The 19,410-nt window shown below is 57.6% G+C and carries 13 protein-coding genes and 5 pseudogenes; 9 read left to right on the top strand and 9 right to left on the bottom strand.

What is annotated here, in order from left to right:
* Positions 1–393 precede the first annotated feature (393 nt).
* Positions 394–1,479 carry a glycosyltransferase 61 family protein gene (locus H2O14_RS14610; RefSeq protein WP_182828226.1) on the top strand — a complete coding sequence of 362 codons (1,086 nt, stop codon included), beginning with the start codon at positions 394–396 and terminating at the stop codon, positions 1,477–1,479.
* Between the two features lie 25 nt (positions 1,480–1,504).
* The gene (locus H2O14_RS14605; protein WP_182828225.1) at positions 1,505–2,455 is read left to right on the top strand and encodes a hypothetical protein; all 951 of its coding nucleotides are present in this window, start codon (positions 1,505–1,507) and stop codon (positions 2,453–2,455) included.
* Between the two features lie 701 nt (positions 2,456–3,156).
* Here the strand turns inward: H2O14_RS14605 and H2O14_RS14600 are convergent.
* The 9 genes and pseudogenes from H2O14_RS14600 to H2O14_RS14565 all read right to left on the bottom strand — a co-directional run bounded on the left by H2O14_RS14600 (position 3,157) and on the right by H2O14_RS14565 (position 10,461).
* A complete protein-coding gene (locus H2O14_RS14600; RefSeq protein ID WP_182828224.1) occupies positions 3,157–3,981 on the bottom strand; it encodes a glycosyltransferase in 825 nt (274 codons plus the stop codon).
* A 14-nt stretch (positions 3,982–3,995) separates the two neighbouring features.
* Complete coding sequence (locus H2O14_RS14595; protein WP_182828223.1) at positions 3,996–4,721, bottom strand: hypothetical protein; 726 nt, start codon at positions 4,719–4,721, stop codon at positions 3,996–3,998.
* Positions 4,722–4,762: 41 nt separating this feature from the next.
* Entirely contained in the window at positions 4,763–6,007 is a 1,245-nt protein-coding gene (locus H2O14_RS14590; RefSeq protein ID WP_182828222.1) for a glycosyltransferase, read from the bottom strand.
* A 4-nt stretch (positions 6,008–6,011) separates the two neighbouring features.
* On the bottom strand, positions 6,012–6,539 hold the full coding sequence (locus H2O14_RS14585; RefSeq protein ID WP_210275454.1) for a glycosyltransferase: 528 nt from the start codon (positions 6,537–6,539) through the stop codon (positions 6,012–6,014).
* Positions 6,540–6,850: 311 nt separating this feature from the next.
* Complete coding sequence (locus H2O14_RS28880; protein WP_312858684.1) at positions 6,851–7,051, bottom strand: hypothetical protein; 201 nt, start codon at positions 7,049–7,051, stop codon at positions 6,851–6,853.
* 76 nt (positions 7,052–7,127) lie between these two features.
* A pseudogene (locus tag H2O14_RS28875) lies at positions 7,128–7,589 on the bottom strand (N-formylglutamate amidohydrolase); the annotation flags it as partial.
* Positions 7,589–8,910, bottom strand: a pseudogene (locus H2O14_RS14575) (glutamine synthetase). The pseudogenes H2O14_RS14575 and H2O14_RS28875, both read right to left, overlap by 1 nt.
* 2 nt (positions 8,911–8,912) lie before the next feature.
* Positions 8,913–9,551: a cysteine hydrolase family protein gene (locus H2O14_RS14570; RefSeq protein WP_182828220.1), complete on the bottom strand. Its 639-nt coding sequence runs from the start codon at positions 9,549–9,551 to the stop codon at positions 8,913–8,915.
* A gap of 1 nt (position 9,552) precedes the next feature.
* The gene (locus H2O14_RS14565; protein ID WP_182828219.1) at positions 9,553–10,461 is read right to left on the bottom strand and encodes a MurR/RpiR family transcriptional regulator; all 909 of its coding nucleotides are present in this window, start codon (positions 10,459–10,461) and stop codon (positions 9,553–9,555) included.
* Positions 10,462–10,595: 134 nt separating this feature from the next.
* Here H2O14_RS14565 and H2O14_RS14560 point away from each other — a divergent pair, with 134 nt between their 5' ends.
* The 7 genes and pseudogenes from H2O14_RS14560 to H2O14_RS14530 all read left to right on the top strand — a co-directional run bounded on the left by H2O14_RS14560 (position 10,596) and on the right by H2O14_RS14530 (position 19,401).
* Positions 10,596–11,537 (top strand): LysR family transcriptional regulator, encoded by a 942-nt coding sequence (locus H2O14_RS14560; protein WP_182828218.1) that lies wholly within the window; start codon positions 10,596–10,598, stop codon positions 11,535–11,537.
* Positions 11,538–11,658: 121 nt separating this feature from the next.
* Positions 11,659–12,645, top strand: a complete 987-nt coding sequence (locus H2O14_RS14555; protein WP_182828217.1) for an ABC transporter permease — start codon at positions 11,659–11,661, stop codon at positions 12,643–12,645.
* A 91-nt stretch (positions 12,646–12,736) separates the two neighbouring features.
* Positions 12,737–13,717, top strand: coding sequence for a sugar ABC transporter substrate-binding protein (locus tag H2O14_RS14550; RefSeq protein WP_246697396.1), 981 nt, complete (start codon positions 12,737–12,739; stop codon positions 13,715–13,717).
* A gap of 131 nt (positions 13,718–13,848) precedes the next feature.
* Positions 13,849–15,973: pseudogene (locus H2O14_RS14545) on the top strand (ABC transporter permease).
* Positions 15,927–17,003 carry a hypothetical protein gene (locus H2O14_RS14540; RefSeq protein ID WP_182828215.1) on the top strand — a complete coding sequence of 359 codons (1,077 nt, stop codon included), beginning with the start codon at positions 15,927–15,929 and terminating at the stop codon, positions 17,001–17,003. The pseudogene H2O14_RS14545 and the gene H2O14_RS14540 overlap by 47 nt, the downstream one beginning before the upstream one ends.
* Before the next feature lie 14 nt (positions 17,004–17,017).
* A pseudogene (locus H2O14_RS14535) lies at positions 17,018–18,513 on the top strand (sugar ABC transporter ATP-binding protein).
* A gap of 37 nt (positions 18,514–18,550) precedes the next feature.
* Positions 18,551–19,401 (top strand): annotated as a pseudogene (locus tag H2O14_RS14530) (branched-chain amino acid aminotransferase).
* Positions 19,402–19,410: the final 9 nt, after the last annotated feature.

Here is a 19,410-nt window from a genome sequence, read left to right as displayed (position 1 = left end):
CGAAATTTGAAATCTTAAATAAATAAATTATTTATATATATATTTTTAACATTGAAATGTTTGGTAATTTTGATCACGGCCGGATATTTTGATATTTATTATGACTTCTCATCTTATGAGATTTGTATATTTATACAGATTTATGTTTAATTAAAATGGATAAAGAATTATTTATATTGTGAATCAAAATATTGCGTCGCTCATATAAATTAAAACGATGAAACACATATCTGCTATTTTTTTAGTTTTATTAATAATATTGATTACACAGATATTCTCCCGAGCTGATTTAACACTTTTTTACTACGTCGAGATACGGCCGCGCCGGTATTTTTGATTTCATGAGAATCATGCATAATATTCAAAAATGCATCGCATGGGGGAACACACTGTATGCTCAAGAATGTTGATATCCGCGATCAAGTACTCCTAACGCCGTACCTGTTGCGAGGCGATAGGTTTTATGGGGGCTTTCCTAATGAAAGTTTTACTACAGGGAGAATTCGGAGAAATAACGGGGTTCCGATTGATGTACCCGGTGTAGCCGAGAACCTTGATATTGCTCCAGCTTATTTGAGCGGAAGATATTTGTTTGCAGGCATGTTTTACAATCACTTTGGCCATATTTTAACTGAATCAATTCATCGCCTTTGGGCATATGACCCCTCAAAGCACGACGGGGTCATTTTCCTGTCCATGTACTTCGAAAACAAAGAATCTATGCTACTTAACGTGCATATACCAGAATATCTCGCATACGTTTTATCTTTATTCAACGTTGAAATTGACAAAATAAAAATTATCAACTCTAAAACGATTGTAGAAAAAATTGATATACCAGAACCTGGCTCATATCTAACTAATGGACATCACGATTGGTACAAGGATTATTTAGATAAAAATAAATTTAAAATATTGGATGGATATAATAAAGAAATATACGGGAAAAATTTATTTTTGGGAAGAAGGCACATTTCCCGAAAAGGGTATTTGCTGGGCGAAACATACTTTCAAAAATTTCTAGAAGAACATGGGTTTATATACTTCATACCTGAAAGGTATGCATTAAGGGACCAGATATACGCACTTTTTAACGCGGATAACGTGATTTTCTCGGAAGGATCAGCTATTTATTGTTCAGAGTTGTTGCCAAATCTAAATGCCAGGGTTCAAATGATACCGCGGAGGCCAGATCCAATATTCTATGAGCCACATCTTAATAGGAAATCCAAATTCAGCATTGCTGGACGTCTTAAGTCATTTACGAGGGTCGGACCGATTGGTGATTGGAAGGGGCCGTCTTCCCTTGTCTGGACTGCTGATCCAGAGAGCATTTATTGCGATTTGGTTGAGAATCTCGGACTTGACGTTCCAAAATTTGACCGCGACGAATTTGATGCACATGTCAGAAATGAAATTGAAAGCCTTCCAAATGCCGATCAAACCGTTAAAAAAGACATAATTAATCTAATCGTTTAACTGTGGGAATTGTAAAGAGCGTAGTATGAGAGAAATGGCAGAAAAATTGCTTATTATCGGAACTTCCAATTCTATTGTAAATGGGGGCTGGTCTGACGGGCTTGCTAGCCAGACTAGTTGCGAAATTGATAAAATAGTCTTGGGAGGCGCTCCTTTTTCTCAATTTCTTGATGTACCCAATTTGATAGGCGAGAAAAAGTACAAAAGGATTTTTGTTGAAACGTCCCCGAATGACGAAAGTTACCCGCATTCTGTAGGTGATATGTGGTCATTCCACAAACTGTACTTTGACTTCTTGCAAGGCTTGTCCACGAAGGCTCCCCTAGTAGTATTTAGAATCCCGCCCCTAAAGTATGTATCTGAAGAGTCGTTTGTGTCAAAAATGCAAAGGAAAATATCATCCTTTTTAGGCGCTCTCTACATAGATTCATCGGATATGCTCAAGTCTATGAACATACGACAGTCAAGCGCTTACAGGGACCCATACCATATAGAAACGGCCCTTGCGTTTGCGTTGGGCTCAAATTTAGGAAAACTATCCTGTGAATGGGATTATTTGAATAGAGACGACATTTGCTCAAATTATATTTACTACAAATTCTTGGAAGAGAAATACGAAAGAATCAGCTTTGAAAATAGTTTGATATCCGAGGAATTTACAGTAATTCCGATTGGAATGGATTACAAATTGCCAAGGCCCACTAGAATCTTTGGCTTCAGGATGCTGTCGTCGAGAACAAGCGCCATTGTGAGATTGAACGGAGTCAGGCAGTCACGTGATATAATTTGTCAGTATATCGATCAGCCAAACATGGGAAAAGTCCAGTTTGTCCCTGTTCCAGATGGATTTCTTACAAAATCTTTGTCAGTAATTAAACCATGGGAGAGTTTTGAACTTGGTTTGCACAGTAATATATTTAAACCACCCTTTGAGTTAGCCATCAGCGGCGTGATGGGCCACGATGATGGCTCCTAGTATTTTAACACTGTTAAAACGCTCTTTTATGCGCTTTTTTAAAGTAGGAAATCCGCACGAATTCTTACCGGTTAGCAGAAACCCTTACAGCTACTGCATCTGGCAAATAAACATGCGTACCATGAGCGGCGTGCTGTGCGGCCGAATTAAAAAAACGCGACGCAGCTTCGTCGTAGTCTGTCTCGAATCTGATGGCCGCCAAGAACATAGACTTGGCTTCGGGGCTGACCCAGAGGACGTCTGTGGGGAGTTCATCTGCACATATTCCATGCATACTCGGTGCGAACGACCACGATCTTACATGGTGGCCAATCTGCGTCGGCGTAGTATCGCCAAGTCCGGCTCGACCGTCGGCTGCTTGAACAACCAACCTGCCCGTTGCGGACCAGAACGGACGAAGTGTATGTGCGCGAGCAATATGCGTCAGCCAATCGGGCCTCAGCATCCAATCGGGCGCGACAAACAACAACGGTCGCGATGAGATTTCTGGGCCAGTGTCCCCGAACTGACGACCTTCCTCGCTGACGCCGTCATTAAAAGTCCTCACAGTCAGGCCTGACGCTTCATGTGAACACCACCAAATTTTTGCCTCAAAAGCGCCGAGCCATTCACTGTTGTAGGACATCCAGTTCCTAACCATAGCGCCATCGTTCGCCCTCACGACGACATCGATACCATTTCCAACAATTGACGTGTTCATATCAGTAGTGCCTCAAAGCCCGAATTTTTTGAAGGTTGGCGTCGTAAACTTCGACTTTCGTGATCTGATTGTCGACCAGCCCGACGAAATACTTATTCATCAGCACGGGAACAAACAATGAGGGTTGTTGTTCGGTTGCGCGGAGGATGAACTCCCAATCCACAAGCCGCCTCATATCTTCGCGGAACCCGCCGATCTTTTCATAGATGTCCCGACGATGCGCGAAAACATTGAGGTCTATATAGTTTCTCTGTTCGAGTTTGGACCGGTTGAACGGGCATGCCCGAATGCTCCGGAGTTCGGAGCGCTTCACCGAGGGTAAATACTCCCATATTTCCTGGCCCATATAGCAGCTTGAAAATCCTTTTGATTTATCCAGCGCGCCGACGACGATCGAAAGAAATTCGGGATACCATTGGTTGTCGGAATCCAGGTAGGAGATGATGCTCCCCTTACACGCTTGGAGCCCGACGTTCCTTGCTGCGGAAACCCCTTGGTTTACAGCCAGCCTCATGAGCTTTATTCGCTCGTCTCCCAGTTCACCGAGCACCTGCTCCAGATGACTGTAGGTATCGTCCGTACTTCCATCGTCGACGATCAGCAATTCCCAGTTTTGATAATATTGGTCCCGCACGGATTGGATCGCGTCAGCAACAACTCCGCTGCGATTGTAGACTGGCATAATGACCGATATCAATTGATCTTGTGGAGCGCTCCGCCCCGCATGGCCATAATGGAGTTTGTTGAATTCAAAAAAGCGCTGAAGCGCGTGGTTGTTCTGATAAAATCCAAGAGGGGTTTCGTAATTTATGAACGCCCACTCCAAGAATTTTTCTGGCGTCATCGCCGGTGAAAGGTTGGCTCCCCGATCTTCGGCGAAACTTTACGCTCATAGAAATGCGTCGTTTCGCCATCGAGATAGAGTCTGACATTTACGCTCTCTGAAGCGATATGGTCATATGGAAGCGCAAGTCTGAAACCATGCCGCCCGTTCCCCATACCGGCTTTCTCCAGGTCTTCTCGATAGAGCCCGGTCGTCAAACCGCATATTTGTCGTTCATTGATAGACAAGTTGAAATGCACCGAACGGTTCACGGCGGAGGGATCATAGACCCAACCTGTAATCATGCCATTTTCAATCGCGTCGACTCGCGCTTGAATGGGCAAAAGCGCGCTGATTGGAGCCGGATGCGTCAGGCGATGCTTCAATTCCAAGCAATCTCCTTCAAGAAACGGAAGACGCTTGCCGTCGATGCCACTGCGAAGTTCGATCTTGTGCACAGCGCCATCAATCAAGTCCAAAGGAATTTGGACGACAAAACCGCAATTGGAGGCATATCCCGCAGCCGCCACGTCAGGCCGATCTAAATTGGCTGCGGCGCGTTCGACAGGGACATCATCCACGATGAGCCAGACATCGGTCCCGCCCTGCCATTTGCTGTCATCTCCCTTCTGGAACGAAACCCAGCCAGAGATTTTCCCGTCAACCGTTTCGACATAGCCCTCAACGGCGTAGTCACCGAGGCCATCGAGCTCTACCGCGTCTAGACGGTCTCCGACATTCACCGCGCCAAGCCGGTGATTTTCGCCATCGTCTTCCGCAGCCGTCAGCGCCCGCTGAAAAATGGGTTGGAAAGTCGGCGCATTCTTGCTGATGCGCTCGCTCCAACCGTCTCTGAACTTTCGAATAACATCGTGAGATACGTAATCACTCGAACCCAGTACATTTTTATTGAAGACAAAGCTATTTCGAACAAAATAATAAAGATAATACAAAGTAGGAACCAACCGACCATGCGACGCCTTGTGATGCGTTGCGATAGCATCCGGTATGATGCGGCGAGCAACACCATGCTGTTCCATACGGAGAAACCAGTCGGTTTCTTCGTAGTACAGAAAATAGTCCTCCGGTATGTAACCGACTTTTTAAAGGCGTCTGCCGAGGCAAATAACGCGCAGCCATTGAGGACATCGACCTTGTAGTCTCGCGCCGGCAGCTTTGCGACGCTTTGACCGTCAAGGTGATGCTTCTGCCTGAGGGTCCGATCTTTCATAACCCATCCACCCGCAAAAGATATCTTCCCATCGGCAGTTAGAATGGCAGGTGAAAGCATGTCCCCGGGATATTGTATCGCAGCGCTGTATAGGCGCTCCAGGCAGCCTTTTCGCAGATTCATGTCAGGGTTCAATATGGATATGTAGGCGTAGCGCTTTTTCAGAGCCAGTTCCAGAATGGCATTGTTTCCGGCCGCATAACCAAGATTTTCCTCTGGAACGAGAACGACGACTTTCCTGTCCAGGTCGCGGTAATGCATCATCTCGCGTTCAGACCTGCCATTGCAGAGGATGTATATGTGCACATCCCGCGAGTCTATCTGACGGGGAATGGTTTCCAAGAGCGCATCCACGTCATGAAGGCTATAATAACTAACAATGGCAACCGCTATTTGACCTTCTGTCTGATCGCTTAGAGTATCGTACACCTCAAGACTCTTGCCCGATTCCAGCTCCAGAAAGTCGCCGGATTTCTCCAGCTCCAACATGGCTGTCTCCAGAGCATCACTTATGTCCGGCCACGCGAAGCGCTCCGCAAAATCCAACGCTGCGCGGCGCATCTCGACGCGAACCTCATCCGAGGTCGACAGAAACTGCTCAAGCGCCAGCGTCAAGCCATCCGGATCTTGCGGATCATAGGATATTGTAAATCCGGCCTGGTGAATCTCTGCAAGCGTGGGCAGCGCTGGGGCAATGACTGGTTTGCCGAATGTTGCAGACAACATGACTGATCCAGAGGTCAATATGTTCTCGTAAGGCAAAACAATTACGTCTGAAGCAGAAAAATAAGTCTGCAACAACTCATCCGGAACAAAACCTTCGTGAACAGTGATTGATTTTTTTGAATATCGCCATTCTTTCCCAATAACCGGCAGGTGTAGGATAAACCGCCTTGCCGGCAATTAGTAGATCAATGGCTTCGTATTGGGATTGAATTTTATCAAAGCTGGAAATTAGTTTTTCCAGACCTTTGTACGCGCGCAGCTGACCAACGAAACCGAACACGGTATTTTGCTCAGGTATAAGCAAGTGTTCCCTTGCTTCTTCTGTAGACTGCCGCATCGGGTACGAGCCGACATAATTCCCATGCGGAAAAACGTGGCACTTGGCTTCAGGAACCTCATATTCCTTCTGCATTTCGTGGATGGCGCTACTGTTATGCGTGTGAATAAAATCACATACTTTCATAATGGATTTGAAGAACCAAACCCAGACATCCCTTCTTTCCGTGTCATGAGGAAGCACATTATGAACGGTGAAGGCAAATTTCCCACCATAACCGCGGAAATTTGAAACCTTTTCTAAAAATATCTCGCCGGCTCTGTACATTGCATCTGTAGACTTAGCGCCAGAAAATATTGGTTCTGGCCAATGCAAGTGAAAGACTACGCTATCGTCATCTAAAACGGCCTGTATTGCACCATCTATTCCGCCGCTAGAAACCTCGAAAGCGACAAAATTTGAGTAAAGCGAAGACTGGTAGGGATTCGTTCCTGTATAGTCAGGATAAAAATCAGCTTTCTTACGCCAGCCATGCTTATATATCTCCAGTCAAACGCCCCAATAACTGCGTTATAGACGGAAGAACGTAAAGCCGGCAAGTCTGGATTTCGTCTTGATGCAATCCATGTTACTCCCTCTCACCCCACCACCCCCGCCAGCCTCGCCGCCCAGGCCTCCGCGCCCGCCTCATCCGCAATCAAATCCTGGCGGATTTCGATCAGCAGCGCGGGCAAGCCTCGGTCTTCGCCGTGGATCGGGATGGTGTAGTCCTCGGCGCGGTCGATCACATAGGGTTGGTTGGCGGCGACCGTCAGACCGTCGCGGCCGAGCTTTTCCACCAGTTCGCCCCCCAGTGGCGCGAGTGGGAAAACAGCACGCCGGCGTGCCACGGCCTTTAACGCCCTTGAACACCGGCGTGAAGGAATGGATCGCCAGGATCCTCGCCGGGCGTTCGAGCCTCCGGCGTTCGTCGAGATGGGCTGTCACGACGGCGTGAAAGGGATGGAACATGCGCTCTGCCCTCAGCGCCCGCTCTTTGGGATCGAGATCGCGATTGCCGGGTATCGGGGTGTTTTCCGACAGGATGGGGATGCTGCTGTCGGCGTCGAGCGGCCGGTTGAGGTCGATCAGCAGCCGGGAATAATTGCTCAAAAAAGCCGGCGCGTCGAGGCGGGCGCTCAGCCGCCGCGTCACCTCGGCGGCGCTGATGTCCCAGCCGATATGCCGCGCGATCTCCGCCTCGGGCAAGCCGAGGCCTCGGTATCGGGCGGGGATGTGCCGCGAGGCGTGTTCGCAGGTGAGCACGAACGGCGAGCGCCCCCGGGGATTGAGGATTTCCACCGCCTCCGGCCAGTCGGCGCTCGTCTCGGCGGGCATCAGAACAGGTCCCGGTAGCGGGCGCAGATCTCGTGCGGTTCGTCGCCGGCCAGGATCTTCATTTCCTGCCGGCGCACGCCGAGATAAGTCTCGACGAAGGCGGCGTCGAACCAGCCGCACACCCTGTCGTCGGTCTCGAAGGCGACGAGCGCCTGCTCCAGCGTCTCCGGCAACCGCTTGAGCCCGAGCTCCGCCCTCTCCGCTTCGGTCAGAAGAGCCGGATCGCCGGAGAAGATCGGCGGGGCGGGCGATTTTCGCCTCAGGCCTTCGAGCCCGGCCCGGATCAGCGCAGCGAGCGAGAGATAGGGATTGGCGGTCGAGTCGGCGGCGCGGTACTCGATATTGTGCTGGCGGGCCGGATCCTTGCCGCTGAGGCCGGCGATCGGGCAGATGCGCAGCGAGGCCTCACGGTCGCGCTCGCCGAGCCAGGTCCAGGCCGCGCTCCAGTAATGCGGCTGCAGCCGGTAGTAAGAGGGAATGCTCGGCGCCGTGATCGCCGTCAGGGCCGGCAGATGCGCGAGAATGCCGGCGCAAAACGAGCCCGCTGCGGCCGACAGGCAACCGGGCTGCGCCGGATCATAGCCCGCCGGCTGGTCTTGCCCGTCGCGCAGCGAAAATGGATATGCACGCCGTTGCCGACGCCGTCGAGGCTGGTCTTGGGCGAGAAGCTGGCGCGCCAGCCCTTGTTGCGGGCGATCTCGCGGATGATCTCGCGCACCGCCACCGCCCGGTCGGCCGCCGCCAGCGCGTCGGCGGGCGCGAGCGTGATTTCGAACTGGTCCTCGCCATATTCGGCAAGAAACATTTCCGGCTCCACGCCCGCCTCTTCCAGCGCCGCCAGCACTTCCGAGGCGAAGGGATCGGCGCGCCGGAGCGCGCCTACTGAGAAGGCGTGCGCCACAGGCAGATCGGCCCCAAAAATCTGGAATTCGAGTTCGAAAGTGGCGAGCAACCTCAGCCCCGTCTCGGCTTCGAGATCGGCGATCGCTTGTTTGAGGATCGTGCGCGAGCAGCAGTTCCAGGGCCCGCCATCGAGCTCGACGATATCGCCTGCGACCAGCGTGAACGGCGTCGCAGCCCCCGTCCCCGAGGTGGTGAACACCGCGCCGAGATCGGGCAGCAGCCGCAGGTCGCCCTGGGAGCCCCAGGGATTGGGATCGGCGATGGCGTTGAAGGCGGTGAGCGAAATGTTGGCCGGCACCCAGCCCACGCCGGCCGCGGCGTAATCCTCCAGCCGGTCGAGCCGCACCGGCCGTCCGCGGGTGACGCCGGAGATGTCGGTGGTGGCGATGACGGCGAGAGGGGGAAGCTTGGCGGTCATGTTCAGCCCTCCATCGCCGCGATCTTGGCGACCACGGTCTCGGTGTCGGCGAGATGGCAATAGCCGCCGAAAGCGGCGAGCGCATTGGCCTGCCGCTCCGGCGTGATCGTGGCGCAGGCGTCGGTGACGCAGGTGACGAGGAAGCCGCGATCGGCGGCGTCGCGCACGGTCATGTCGACGCATTGATCGGTCAGAACGCCGGCGACGATCAGATAGCGGATGCCGAGATTGCGCAGCAGATAATCGATATTGGTGGAGTTGAACACGCCCGACGAGGTCTTGGGGATCAGGATCTCGTCACCCTCAGGCGCGAGATTGGCTGGCGGCAAGCCTTCCGGCAGGTCCGGAGGCACATGGATCGGCGTCAGCTTGTGATCGAGCGAACGGTCGCGGCCATCGCGGGTCAGCGACTGGATGATCGTGTGCAAGGGCTCGACGCCATGGGCGCGGGCCGCCGTGAGCAACCGCTCGCAATTGGGGATCGCCTGTTCGCGCGCGCTTTTGTAGAAATAATGGTCCGGTCCGCGTTCGGGGTGATGCGGATCGAGCCCGGGCTCCAGCCAGATGCGCTGCATATCCACCAGAAGCAGCGCGGTCTGGCCCTTTCTGAACGGCTCGTCGCGGCGTGTGGTCTCGATCATCTCAATCGTCCTTGCTGGGTTTGGGGCCGGGTCCGCCGCGCAAGGCGGGCTCTGCATCCATGGTCACGGCGTTTGCGGCGCGGATCGCCTCCAGCGCTTCGATGCGCGCGCGCGCTTCGGGTCGTGCGGCGGCGAGAAGATGCGCCGTCAGCGCCTCGATCTGGGCCAGCGCCGGCGCCATCGTGTCGAAGGGCGATTGCGCTTCCACCGGACAGGTCAGCGTCACTTCGGCATGGGTCGAAAGCGGCGACATCCAGGGATCGGTGAACAGGATGAGATGCGCGCCGCGCGCCGCCGCCTGCTCGCCATAGCGCATCGTGTCGTTCTGGTAGCGGCGATAATCGAACAGGATCAGCACATCCGCCCTGGACATGTCGACCAGCTGGTCGACAGTGCGGGAGCCGACTTCGCCGAGATCCACCACGCCGTCGCGAAACTGCGCGAGATAGCCGGAGAGCATGCCGGCCAGATGCCGGGAGAAGCGGCCGCCGAGCAGATACACCTTTCCCCTGGCGGCGATGATCAGCCGCGCCGCCCGTTCGATCAGCGCCTCCTGGCCCGATGACGCCAAGTACTCGACCGATGCAGCGACCGAGGAAAGATATTGCGCGGAGGCCGACGCGCCCGCGCCGACCGGCTTTTTCGCCTCCATCATCATCAGCGGCGAATGCAGACGCGCCTCCACCTCGGCCAGAAGCCGGGCCTGAAAGTCCCCAAACCCCTGAAAGCCGAGCTTACCCACCAGCCTGAGCACGGTCGGGTCCGACACCCCGGCGCGCCGGGCGAGCGCCGACGCCGAGCCCAGCCCCGCCGACGGATACTCCATCAGCAGCGCCTGGGTAATCCGGCCTTCCGCTGGCGTCAGCGCCGGCGTGGCGGCCAGCAGCATGTCTCTGATTGTCTGTTCCATCCCGCACACACGCGTTAACGAATGTAGAGATCACTACATACCTAAAAAAATCCGTCAAGCCTGAAGAATTGTTGACATTGCCTCATTTTGCGCCTTAGCTTCTTTTTAGGCATGAGAGCCCCGATGGAGCGGTGATGGATATCAGGGTCTATTCGAGTTTCGTGACCACGGCCGAGCTGATGAATATGACGGCGGCGGCCCACCGGCTCAACATGACGCAGTCGGCGCTGTCGCGGCAGATCACCGGGCTCGAGGCGCATCTCGGCGTCAAGCTGTTCGAAAAATCCGGCCGCAATATCCGTCTCACAGGGGAAGGCGAGCTCCTGATGGCCAAGGCCCAGGCTTTGCTCGCCGCCGAGCGGGACTTGCGGCTACAGGCCGACGGTCTATCTCAGGGCGACAGCGGCGTGCTGCGCCTCGGCGCCTGCTCGCAGCTGATCGAGCGCTATTTCCCCGATTTCCTGCGCGGCTGGCGCGATCACAATCCCGGCGTGGATCTGCGCATCGAGGATGCCGGCGGCGCGGAACTGATCGAAAAGCTCAAGGGTGGACATGTCCATTGCACCGTCAGCGCAGCGCCTGCCCAACCCATCGAAACCTTCGGTCTCCGCCGCATCGGCAGCCTCGGCTATCTCGCCGTCGCCGCCCCCGGCTTTCTCGATCGCCCGGGCCAGCCGATCGAAGCGTCGGATCTGTTCGACAAACCGCTGCTGATGCTCAACCGCAAGCACGCTTCCCGCGAAGTGTTCGACGCGGTCATGCGCGTCTATGGGGCCCGGCCCGAGATCATCGTCGAAAGCTATTCGCCGCATACGCTGTTTTCGCTGGCCGAAGGCGGCAATGGCGTCGCCATCGTGCCGTCCTCGGCCCGCATCACGTCGGCCTCGCTGATGCGGCGGCCGATCATGCTGAAGGGCGAGCCGGTGCGCTTCGACATTTCGGCCATGTGGAACACGCAATTGCCGCCGCCGGCCTTCGCGCAGCGCTTTATCGACGCGCTCGCCGCCCATATCGCGCGGGAAGAGGAGAAGGAAGCGCGCCAGCCTTTCCGCCGGGGCGCGCTCTATTCTGTTTGAGAAGACTCATTCCGGTTTCGCATCAATCGGGGGATCAGAATTCATTGGACGTATCGATTGCGCCGCCCCTAACTTTCGGGCCGTGCAGAATGAACCATCACGGAGAGGATCAGGCCGACCCATGAACGCCGCCAAGCGATTTGACTTGACCATGCTCAATCAGGAACGGATCGTTCTCCTGATCGCCATTCTGACTTTCGCGACGGCGTCGGCCATACTGCCGGGCTTTTTCACATCCGACAATATCGTCACCATCATCCGCTCGGTCTCGGTGCTCGGCATTCTCTCGCTCGGCATGGCCGTGGTCATCATCGGCCGCGGCATCGATCTCTCGGCTGTCGCCATCATGGCCATGTCTGTGGCGGCCTATCTGCAGATGCTGAGCGACGGCATGAGCGACGGCGCAGCGCTGGCCATCACGCTGGCCGGCGTCATCGGGCTCGGCCTGGTCAACGGTTTTCTCGTCGCCTATGCGGACGTGCCGGCGCTGTTCGTCACGCTCGCCTCGGCCTCCTTCGTCTTCGGCTATGTCAGGTCGCAGGTCATTTCCGCCGATGCGATCAGCGCCCCCGTCGATCACTGGATCATCGGGCTGGGCTCGTTCCAGATCCTCGGCGCGCCGGTGGAAGTGTTCATCTTCGGCGCGCTCGCGCTCATAACCTTCCTCTTCCTGCGCTTCACCAAATGGGGCCGCTACGTCTATTACGCCGGCGACAATCCAGTGGCGGCGCGCAATGCCGGCATGCCGGTCAGGCCCATGCTCATGCTGCGCTATGTCATCTCGGCGGTGTTTTCCTTCATGGCCGGCATTCTCACCGCGGCAAGCCTGCATTCCATGAATACGCGCGTCGTCAATTCGACGCTGCTTTACGACATCGTGCTGGTCGCGGTGATCGGCGGCATCGGCCTGTCGGGCGGCAAGGGCGGGGTGCGCAATGTGCTGATCGGCGCGGCGCTGACCGGCGTGCTGCTCAACGCCATGACCATCATCGACATTCCCTTGATCTACCAGAACCTGATCAAATCTTCGATCCTGCTTGCCGCCATCATCATGGACGGCCTGCTCAATCCGCGTGACGAACAGACGGCGCAGCAAGGGGATATCTGACTTTCGTGTGTGGGGAACAACACTGTCGCCAAAAGAGGGACAAGACATGAAAAAGCTACTATCGATACTTTTCGCAGGAACAGTCTTTGCAATGGGCGTCTCGGCCGCTCCGGTCAAGGCGGCGGATGATCCGTCGCCGGCGATCTATGCCGAAGCGATGAAGGGCAAGCGGGTGATGCTCGTGCCCATGGCCATGGGCTTCGATCTCGCCCAGGGCTGGGCCGCCATTCTCAAGCGCGAAGTCGACGCCTTCGGCGGCGTCTTCGAGACCCGCGACCCGAACTGGAGCGTCGAAGCCGGCGCCCAGGCGATCACCGAAGCCATTTCGTCGGACACCAAGCCCGACGTGCTGATCGTCATGTCGCCAGACCTCAACTCCTATTCCAAGCTGATGAAGAAGGCGCAGGCTGCGGGCATCTATGTGATCCTCGTCGACAACCCCGCCAACTTCAAGGCCGACGCCTATGTCGGCGGCGACTGGACGCAGCTCGGCCGCCTGGAAGCCGAAGCGGTGATCAAGGGCTGCGGCCCGAATTCGTCCAAGAAGATCGGCCTCGTCCAGGGCGACCAGGTCAACGCCACCAGCCTCTATCAATATGCCGGCATCATGGAAGTGCTGGAAAAGAACCTGGACTTCAAGGTCGTCGCCAAGCCCGATTCCAATTGGGACGCCACCACCTCGCGCAATGTGACCGCCACCATGCTGCAGCAGAATCCCGACATCTGCGGCATCATCGATTTCTGGGACGGCGACGCCGTTGGCGCGGCGGCCGCCATCCGCGAAGCCAAGCTTCAGGACAAGGTCTTCCTGGTGACGACGGGCGGCGGCGAAAAGACCGCCGATTGCGACAAGATCGCCGATGGCACCTATGGCGCGGTTGTGATGACCGACCTCGCCAAGGAAACCCACAATATGGTGGCGATCATCAAATATCTGCTGCAGAGCGGCCAGGCCCCGGGCACGGCCTCGCCCTTCGTCTACACGCTGATGAAGGCGACGACGAAGGAAAACCTGCGTCCCGACAGCTGCTGGGATCTGAAGGCGCTGCAGGCCGAGGCCGAGCAGAAATAATCGGCGAAGCGGTCTCTTCCGCTCTCGCCATGACATCAGGGCACGCTGTACGGCGCGCCCATCAAACGCTGCGAAGGCGCATCACGCATGCGCCGCCCCGCCCGTTTTTCACCACAGTCCCGGGTTGATTGATGACTTTTCGCGAACGCCTGCAGTCCTGGCGCTACAATCTCGTTCCCGATCACCTGATCGGCGAGATCCTGTCCAAGCGCTGGACCGACAACGCCATTCCCTTCATCGCGCTGATCGCCGTCATCGCCGGCTTCGGCACGGCCATTCCCGGCTTCTTCAAGCCGCTGTCGCTCCAGGAATCCACCCGCCAGCTCGGCGAATTCTCGATCGTCGTCACCGGCCTCACCGTGGTCCTGCTCGGCGGCGGCATCGATCTCTCCGTCGGCTCGATCTTCGCGCTCGCCACCTTCACCGCCGTCGGAACCTTCTTTATCTTCGAAGCGCCCGTGTGGATGGCGCTGGCTGCGGCCATCGCCACCGGTCTGGTCTGCGGCGCAATCAACGGCTATCTCATCGGCTTTCTTCGGCTCCGCGCCTTCCTCACCACGCTGGTCACCTTCATCATCGGCCGCACCATCTTCGATATTCTCGTCGTCAATTACGGCGCGGCGATCCAGACCTCGATGGCCTCTTCCGACGCCTGGGATTTCATCGGCGACGGCACATTCGCCGGCCTGTCGATCCCGGTGATCACCGCCATCGTCCTCGCCGTCATCACCCATATCGCGCTGACCCGCTCGCGCCCAGGCTGGCATGTGCTGGCGGTCGGCGGCAGCAGGCGTTCGGCGCACAATGCCGGCATCAAGGTCAAGCGCACCGTGTTCATGACCTATGTCTTTTCCGGCTTCTGCGCCTCCGTCGCCGGCTTCCTGATCGCCTGCCGCCTGTCGGGCGCAGGCCCCGGCACCGGGCTGAACATGGAGATCCTGGCGCTGACGGCGGCCGTTGTCGGCGGCATTTCACTGGGCGGCGGACGCGGCTCGGTGGTCAAGGGCCTGATGGGCGCAATCATCGTGCTCGTCATGAACAACGGCCTGATCCGCCTCGGCTACGGCACCGGCGCCAACCAGATGGTCATCGGCCTGATGCTGGCGGTCGCCGTCACCATCGACATCCGCTGGCTCAAGAATCGCCACAAGGTGCTCAACGAAGTCTATGTCGCACCCATCTATCTCAAGATGGGCGAAGCGCAGTCGGCGGAGCCCGATTCCGGCACGCCCTATGCGCTGAACAACGCGATTTCCCGCACCGACTATATCGGGCTGGGCGAACTCGAAGGCCCCGAAGACGTCATTCTCGACCGCGACGACCATCTCTATTGCGGCACCCGCCATGGCGAAATCGTCCGCTTCTTCGCTCCAGATTATACGCGCTCCGAAGTCTTCGCCCATGTCGGCGGCTTCCCGCTCGGGCTCGCTTTCGACCGCCAGGGCAATCTCCTCAGCTGCGTCGGCGCCATGGGGCTCTATTCCATCTCGCCCGACCGCGAAGTGACGCGGCTGTCGGCCCGAGACGCGCCGCTCCTGGACCTCGGTGCAGGACGACGCCCGTCTGCGCGACCCCAACGATCTCGACATCGCCCCCGATGGCCGCATCTATTTCACCGATTCCACCAAGCGCTTCGACGCGCATGACTGGGCGCTCGATTCCATCGAGAACCGCGCCACCGGCCGCCTGCTGGTCTACGATCCCAAGACCGGCGAGACCAAAACGCTGCTCGACGGCTATCACTATATGAATGGCGTCTGCATGGCCCATGACGGCAAGAGCCTGTTCTTCGCCGAAAGCTGGGCCTGCCGAGTGCATCGCTATTGGCTGGAAGGCCCCAAAGCCGGCACGGCAGAATGCGTCATCAAGGACATGCCGGGCTATCCCGACAATATCAACCGCGCCTCCGACGGCTCCTACTGGATGGCCTGGCTCGGCATGCGCACGCCGACCTTCGACCTGTCGCTGCGCAATCCCGGCTTCCGCAAGCGCATGACGCGCCGGCTGCCGCAGGACGACTGGCTGTTTCCCAACATCAACACCGGCGGTGTGGTGAAATTCGATGATTCCGGCAAGATCATCGGCGCGCTCGGCGATCTCTCGGGCCAGTCGCATCCGATGGTCACCTCCATGCGCGAGCATAAAGGCTGGCTGTTCATCGGCGGCATTCTCAACAACCGCATCGGCCGCTACAAGCTCGACGGCGCCGATGAAGCCTGGACGGGTCCGACATCCTATTGGGGAGCACGGGCATGACCATCTTCGCCCCCTTCTCGATCTCTTCCGCGGCAAGGCCGTCACCGTGCCGCCGCTCGACGGCGCCTTCCGCCCCAACCGCCGTCTCGACGAGGCCGAGAGCGTGGCGACCATTGCCGCGCCCGTCGATCTCGCCAGCCATGACGGCCAATTGCTAGCCGCCGCCGGCAATGCGGTTCATGCTGTCTCCGCGAATGGAGAGCCCCGCGTTTTCGCCGCCTTTCAATCGCCGGTCGGCGCGCTCGCCGTCTCGCCCTCGGGCTCGATCGCCGTCGCGCTCGAAAGCGGCGCGATCGTCCTCGACGGCAACGAGATCGCCGCCGCCAAAGACATAAACTGCGCCACCGCGCTGAGCTTCACCGCCGGCGGCGAATTGCTGGTCGCCAATGGCTCCGCCCGTCATCGCCCCTCGGACTGGCGCCGCGATCTGATGGAAAAGGGCGCGACGGGCTCCGTCTGGCGCGTCAAGCCCAATGGCGAGAGCACGAAGCTTATCGATGGCCTCGCCTGGCCCTCGGGCGTCATCGAAGACGGCGCCGATATCGTGGTCTCCGAAGCCTGGACCCGCCGCGTGATCCGCGTGAGCGCCAGCGGCGCGACCAAGGTGGTGATGTCGAACATCCCCGGCTATCCCGGCCGTCTCACGCGCATCGACGACGGCGCGCTTCTGTCGATCTTCGCGCCGGTCAACCGCCTCATCGAATTCGTGCTGCAGGAAGACCAGTATCGCCAGGCGATGATGGAAGAAATCGCGCCGGAATTCTGGATCGCGCCGTCGCTCGCCTCCGGCCGTTCCTTCCTCGAGCCGCTGCAATGCGGGGGCATCAAGACCATGGGCATCCACAAGCCCTGGTCCCCGAGCCGGTCCTACGGTCTCGTCGCCCGGCTTGACCAGGATTTCCAGCCCACCGCCAGCTATCACAGCCGCGCCGACGGCAAGCGTCACGGCATAGTCGCCGCTTTGTCGCTGAACGGCAGGATCCATGCGGCCTCGGCGGGCGGGGATGAAATCCTCGCTATGGCATTGTGAGCGGAGAAGACATCATGGATACGATCATCCGCCTCGAAAACATCTCGAAACTCTATCGCGGCGTGCCTGCAGTCAAAAATGTCACCTTCGAGCTCAAGCGCGGCGAGATCCACGCTCTGCTGGGCGAAAACGGCGCCGGTAAGTCGACGCTCACCAAAATGATCGCCGGCGTCGTCGAGCCCTCCTCCGGGAAGATGTTCCACAAGGGCGTCGAGACGATCTATGCCACGCCCAATGACGCGCTCGAAGCCGGCATCGCCATGGTCTTTCAGGAGACCTCGCTGGTCGGCTCGATGACGGTGGCGCAGAACCTCTATCTCGGCTCGGAAAAGTTCCTCAACCGCCTGCGCGGCATCTATATTTCCGCCCAGCAATTCCTGCAGTCGCTGAATTTCTCCGTCGATCCCACCGCCATGGTCGAGACGCTGGGCGCGGCCAAGAAGCAGATGGTCGAGATCGCCCGGGCCGTGCATCACAATGCCGAAGTCATCATCTTCGACGAGCCGACCGCGACGCTGACGCCGGAAGAGAAGCGCCATTTCTTCGCGCTCATCCGGCGGCTCAAGGCGCGCGGCGTCTCCATCGTCTTCATCAGCCATGCGCTCGAAGAGGCGCTGATGCTGTCGGACCGGATCACCATCCTGCGCGACGGCGAACTCGTGGCCTCCGGCGAAACCAAGGACTTCGACCGCGACAAGATCATCGCCGCCATGGTCGGCCGCACGCTCTCGGCCGAACTCTATCGCCAGCGCGACGAGAGCAAGATCCGCAAGGCCGGCAAAAGGTCCTGTCCGTCCAGGACATTTCGATGGGCGCCGCGGTGCGCAACAATTCCTTCTCGATCTTCCAGGGCCAGATCACCGGCGTCTTCGGCCTGATCGGCTCAGGCCGCACCGAAACCTTCAAGATCGTCTCCGGCATCTACAAGCGTGATTTCCTGCGCGGCGGCGCAATCGAACTCAACGACAGACCGGTGCGCTATGTCGTGCCGCGCCAGGCGGTGAAGGACGGCATTGTCTATGTCACCGAGGACCGCAAATCCGAAGGTTTCTTCGAGACCATGTCGATCGCCGAAAACATGTTCGGCGGCCTGCTCGCCGCCGACCGCGAAAAGAGCAAGATCATCAGCTATGCCGAGATGCAGGCGCTGTCCAAGGACTGGTCGAAGACGCTGAACGTCCGCGCCATCAACGACAATGCCCGTGTCGTCGAGCTCTCCGGCGGCAATCAGCAAAAGGTGGTGATCGGCAAGGGCCTGGTGCAGAAGCCGGAAATCGTCATTTTCGACGAACCGACCCGCGGCGTCGATGTCGGCGCCATCGCCGAAATCCACCAGATCATCAACCGGCTGGCCGATGAGGGGCTGGCCGTGGTGGTCATTTCCTCCTACCTTCCGGAAATCCTGAATCTGTCGGACCGCATCCTGGTCTGCCGCCAGGGCCGCATCGTCGAGGAATTCTCCCCGACCGAAGCGACCGAAGAGAAAATCATGTATGCGGCCGTCCATTGAAGCGCGCCGCACAAGAAGACGAAATGAGGAAACAGCCATGAGCACGAAAACCACCTGGACCTATTACAAGGGCGCCTGGCATGAAGGCGATGTCCGCATTCTCGGCGCCGCCTCGCACGCCACCTGGCTCGGCTCGCTGGTCTTCGACGGCGCGCGCCTGTTTGAAGGCGTCTCCCCGATCTCGATCGCCATTGCGCTCGCGTCAACGCCTCCGCAACCGCGCTTGGCCTCAACCCCACGCTCACCGGTTCGGATATCGAGACGTTGACCCGCGAGGGTTTGAAAAAATTCGCCCCCGGAACGGATGTCTATATCCGCCCGATGTATTGGGCCGAAGAGAGCGACGCCGGCACCGTGCCGCCGCTGGCCGACTCCACCGATTTCGCGCTGTGCCTCGAGGAAATCCCGATGGTCGAGCCCAAGGGTTTCACCATCACCACCACCAGCTTCCGCCGCCCGACGCTGGAGGTCATGCCCGTCAACGCCAAGGCCGCCTGCCTCTATCCCAACAATGCCCGCATGATGCGCGAAGCCAAAGCCAAGGGCTTTCACAATGCGCTGGTCACCGACGTGATCGGCAATGTCGCCGAACTCGCCACCGCCAATGTGTTCATGGCGCGCGGCGGCGAGGTGTTCACCCCGGTTCCCAACGGCACATTCCTGGATGGCATCACCCGCCAGCGCGTCATCAAGCTGCTGCGCGAGGCCGGCGTGACCGTGCATGAAAAGTCGCTCACGGTTGAGGATTTCCGCGAGGCCGACGAGATCTTCTCGAGCGGCAATATGTCCAAGGTCGTGCCGATCATCGCTTTCGACGACAAACGGCTTGAGTTCGGCCCGCTCGCCCGAAAGGCGCGCGCGCTCTATTGGGACTGGGCGCACGCGTAAGGAGCAAGA

It is taken from the genome of Rhizobium sp. G21 (genome assembly GCF_014158035.1).
Lineage (GTDB): Bacteria > Pseudomonadota > Alphaproteobacteria > Rhizobiales > Rhizobiaceae > Rhizobium_E.
Note: the sequence above shows the minus strand (reverse complement) of the source record. Positions and strands in the feature narration are given on the sequence as shown.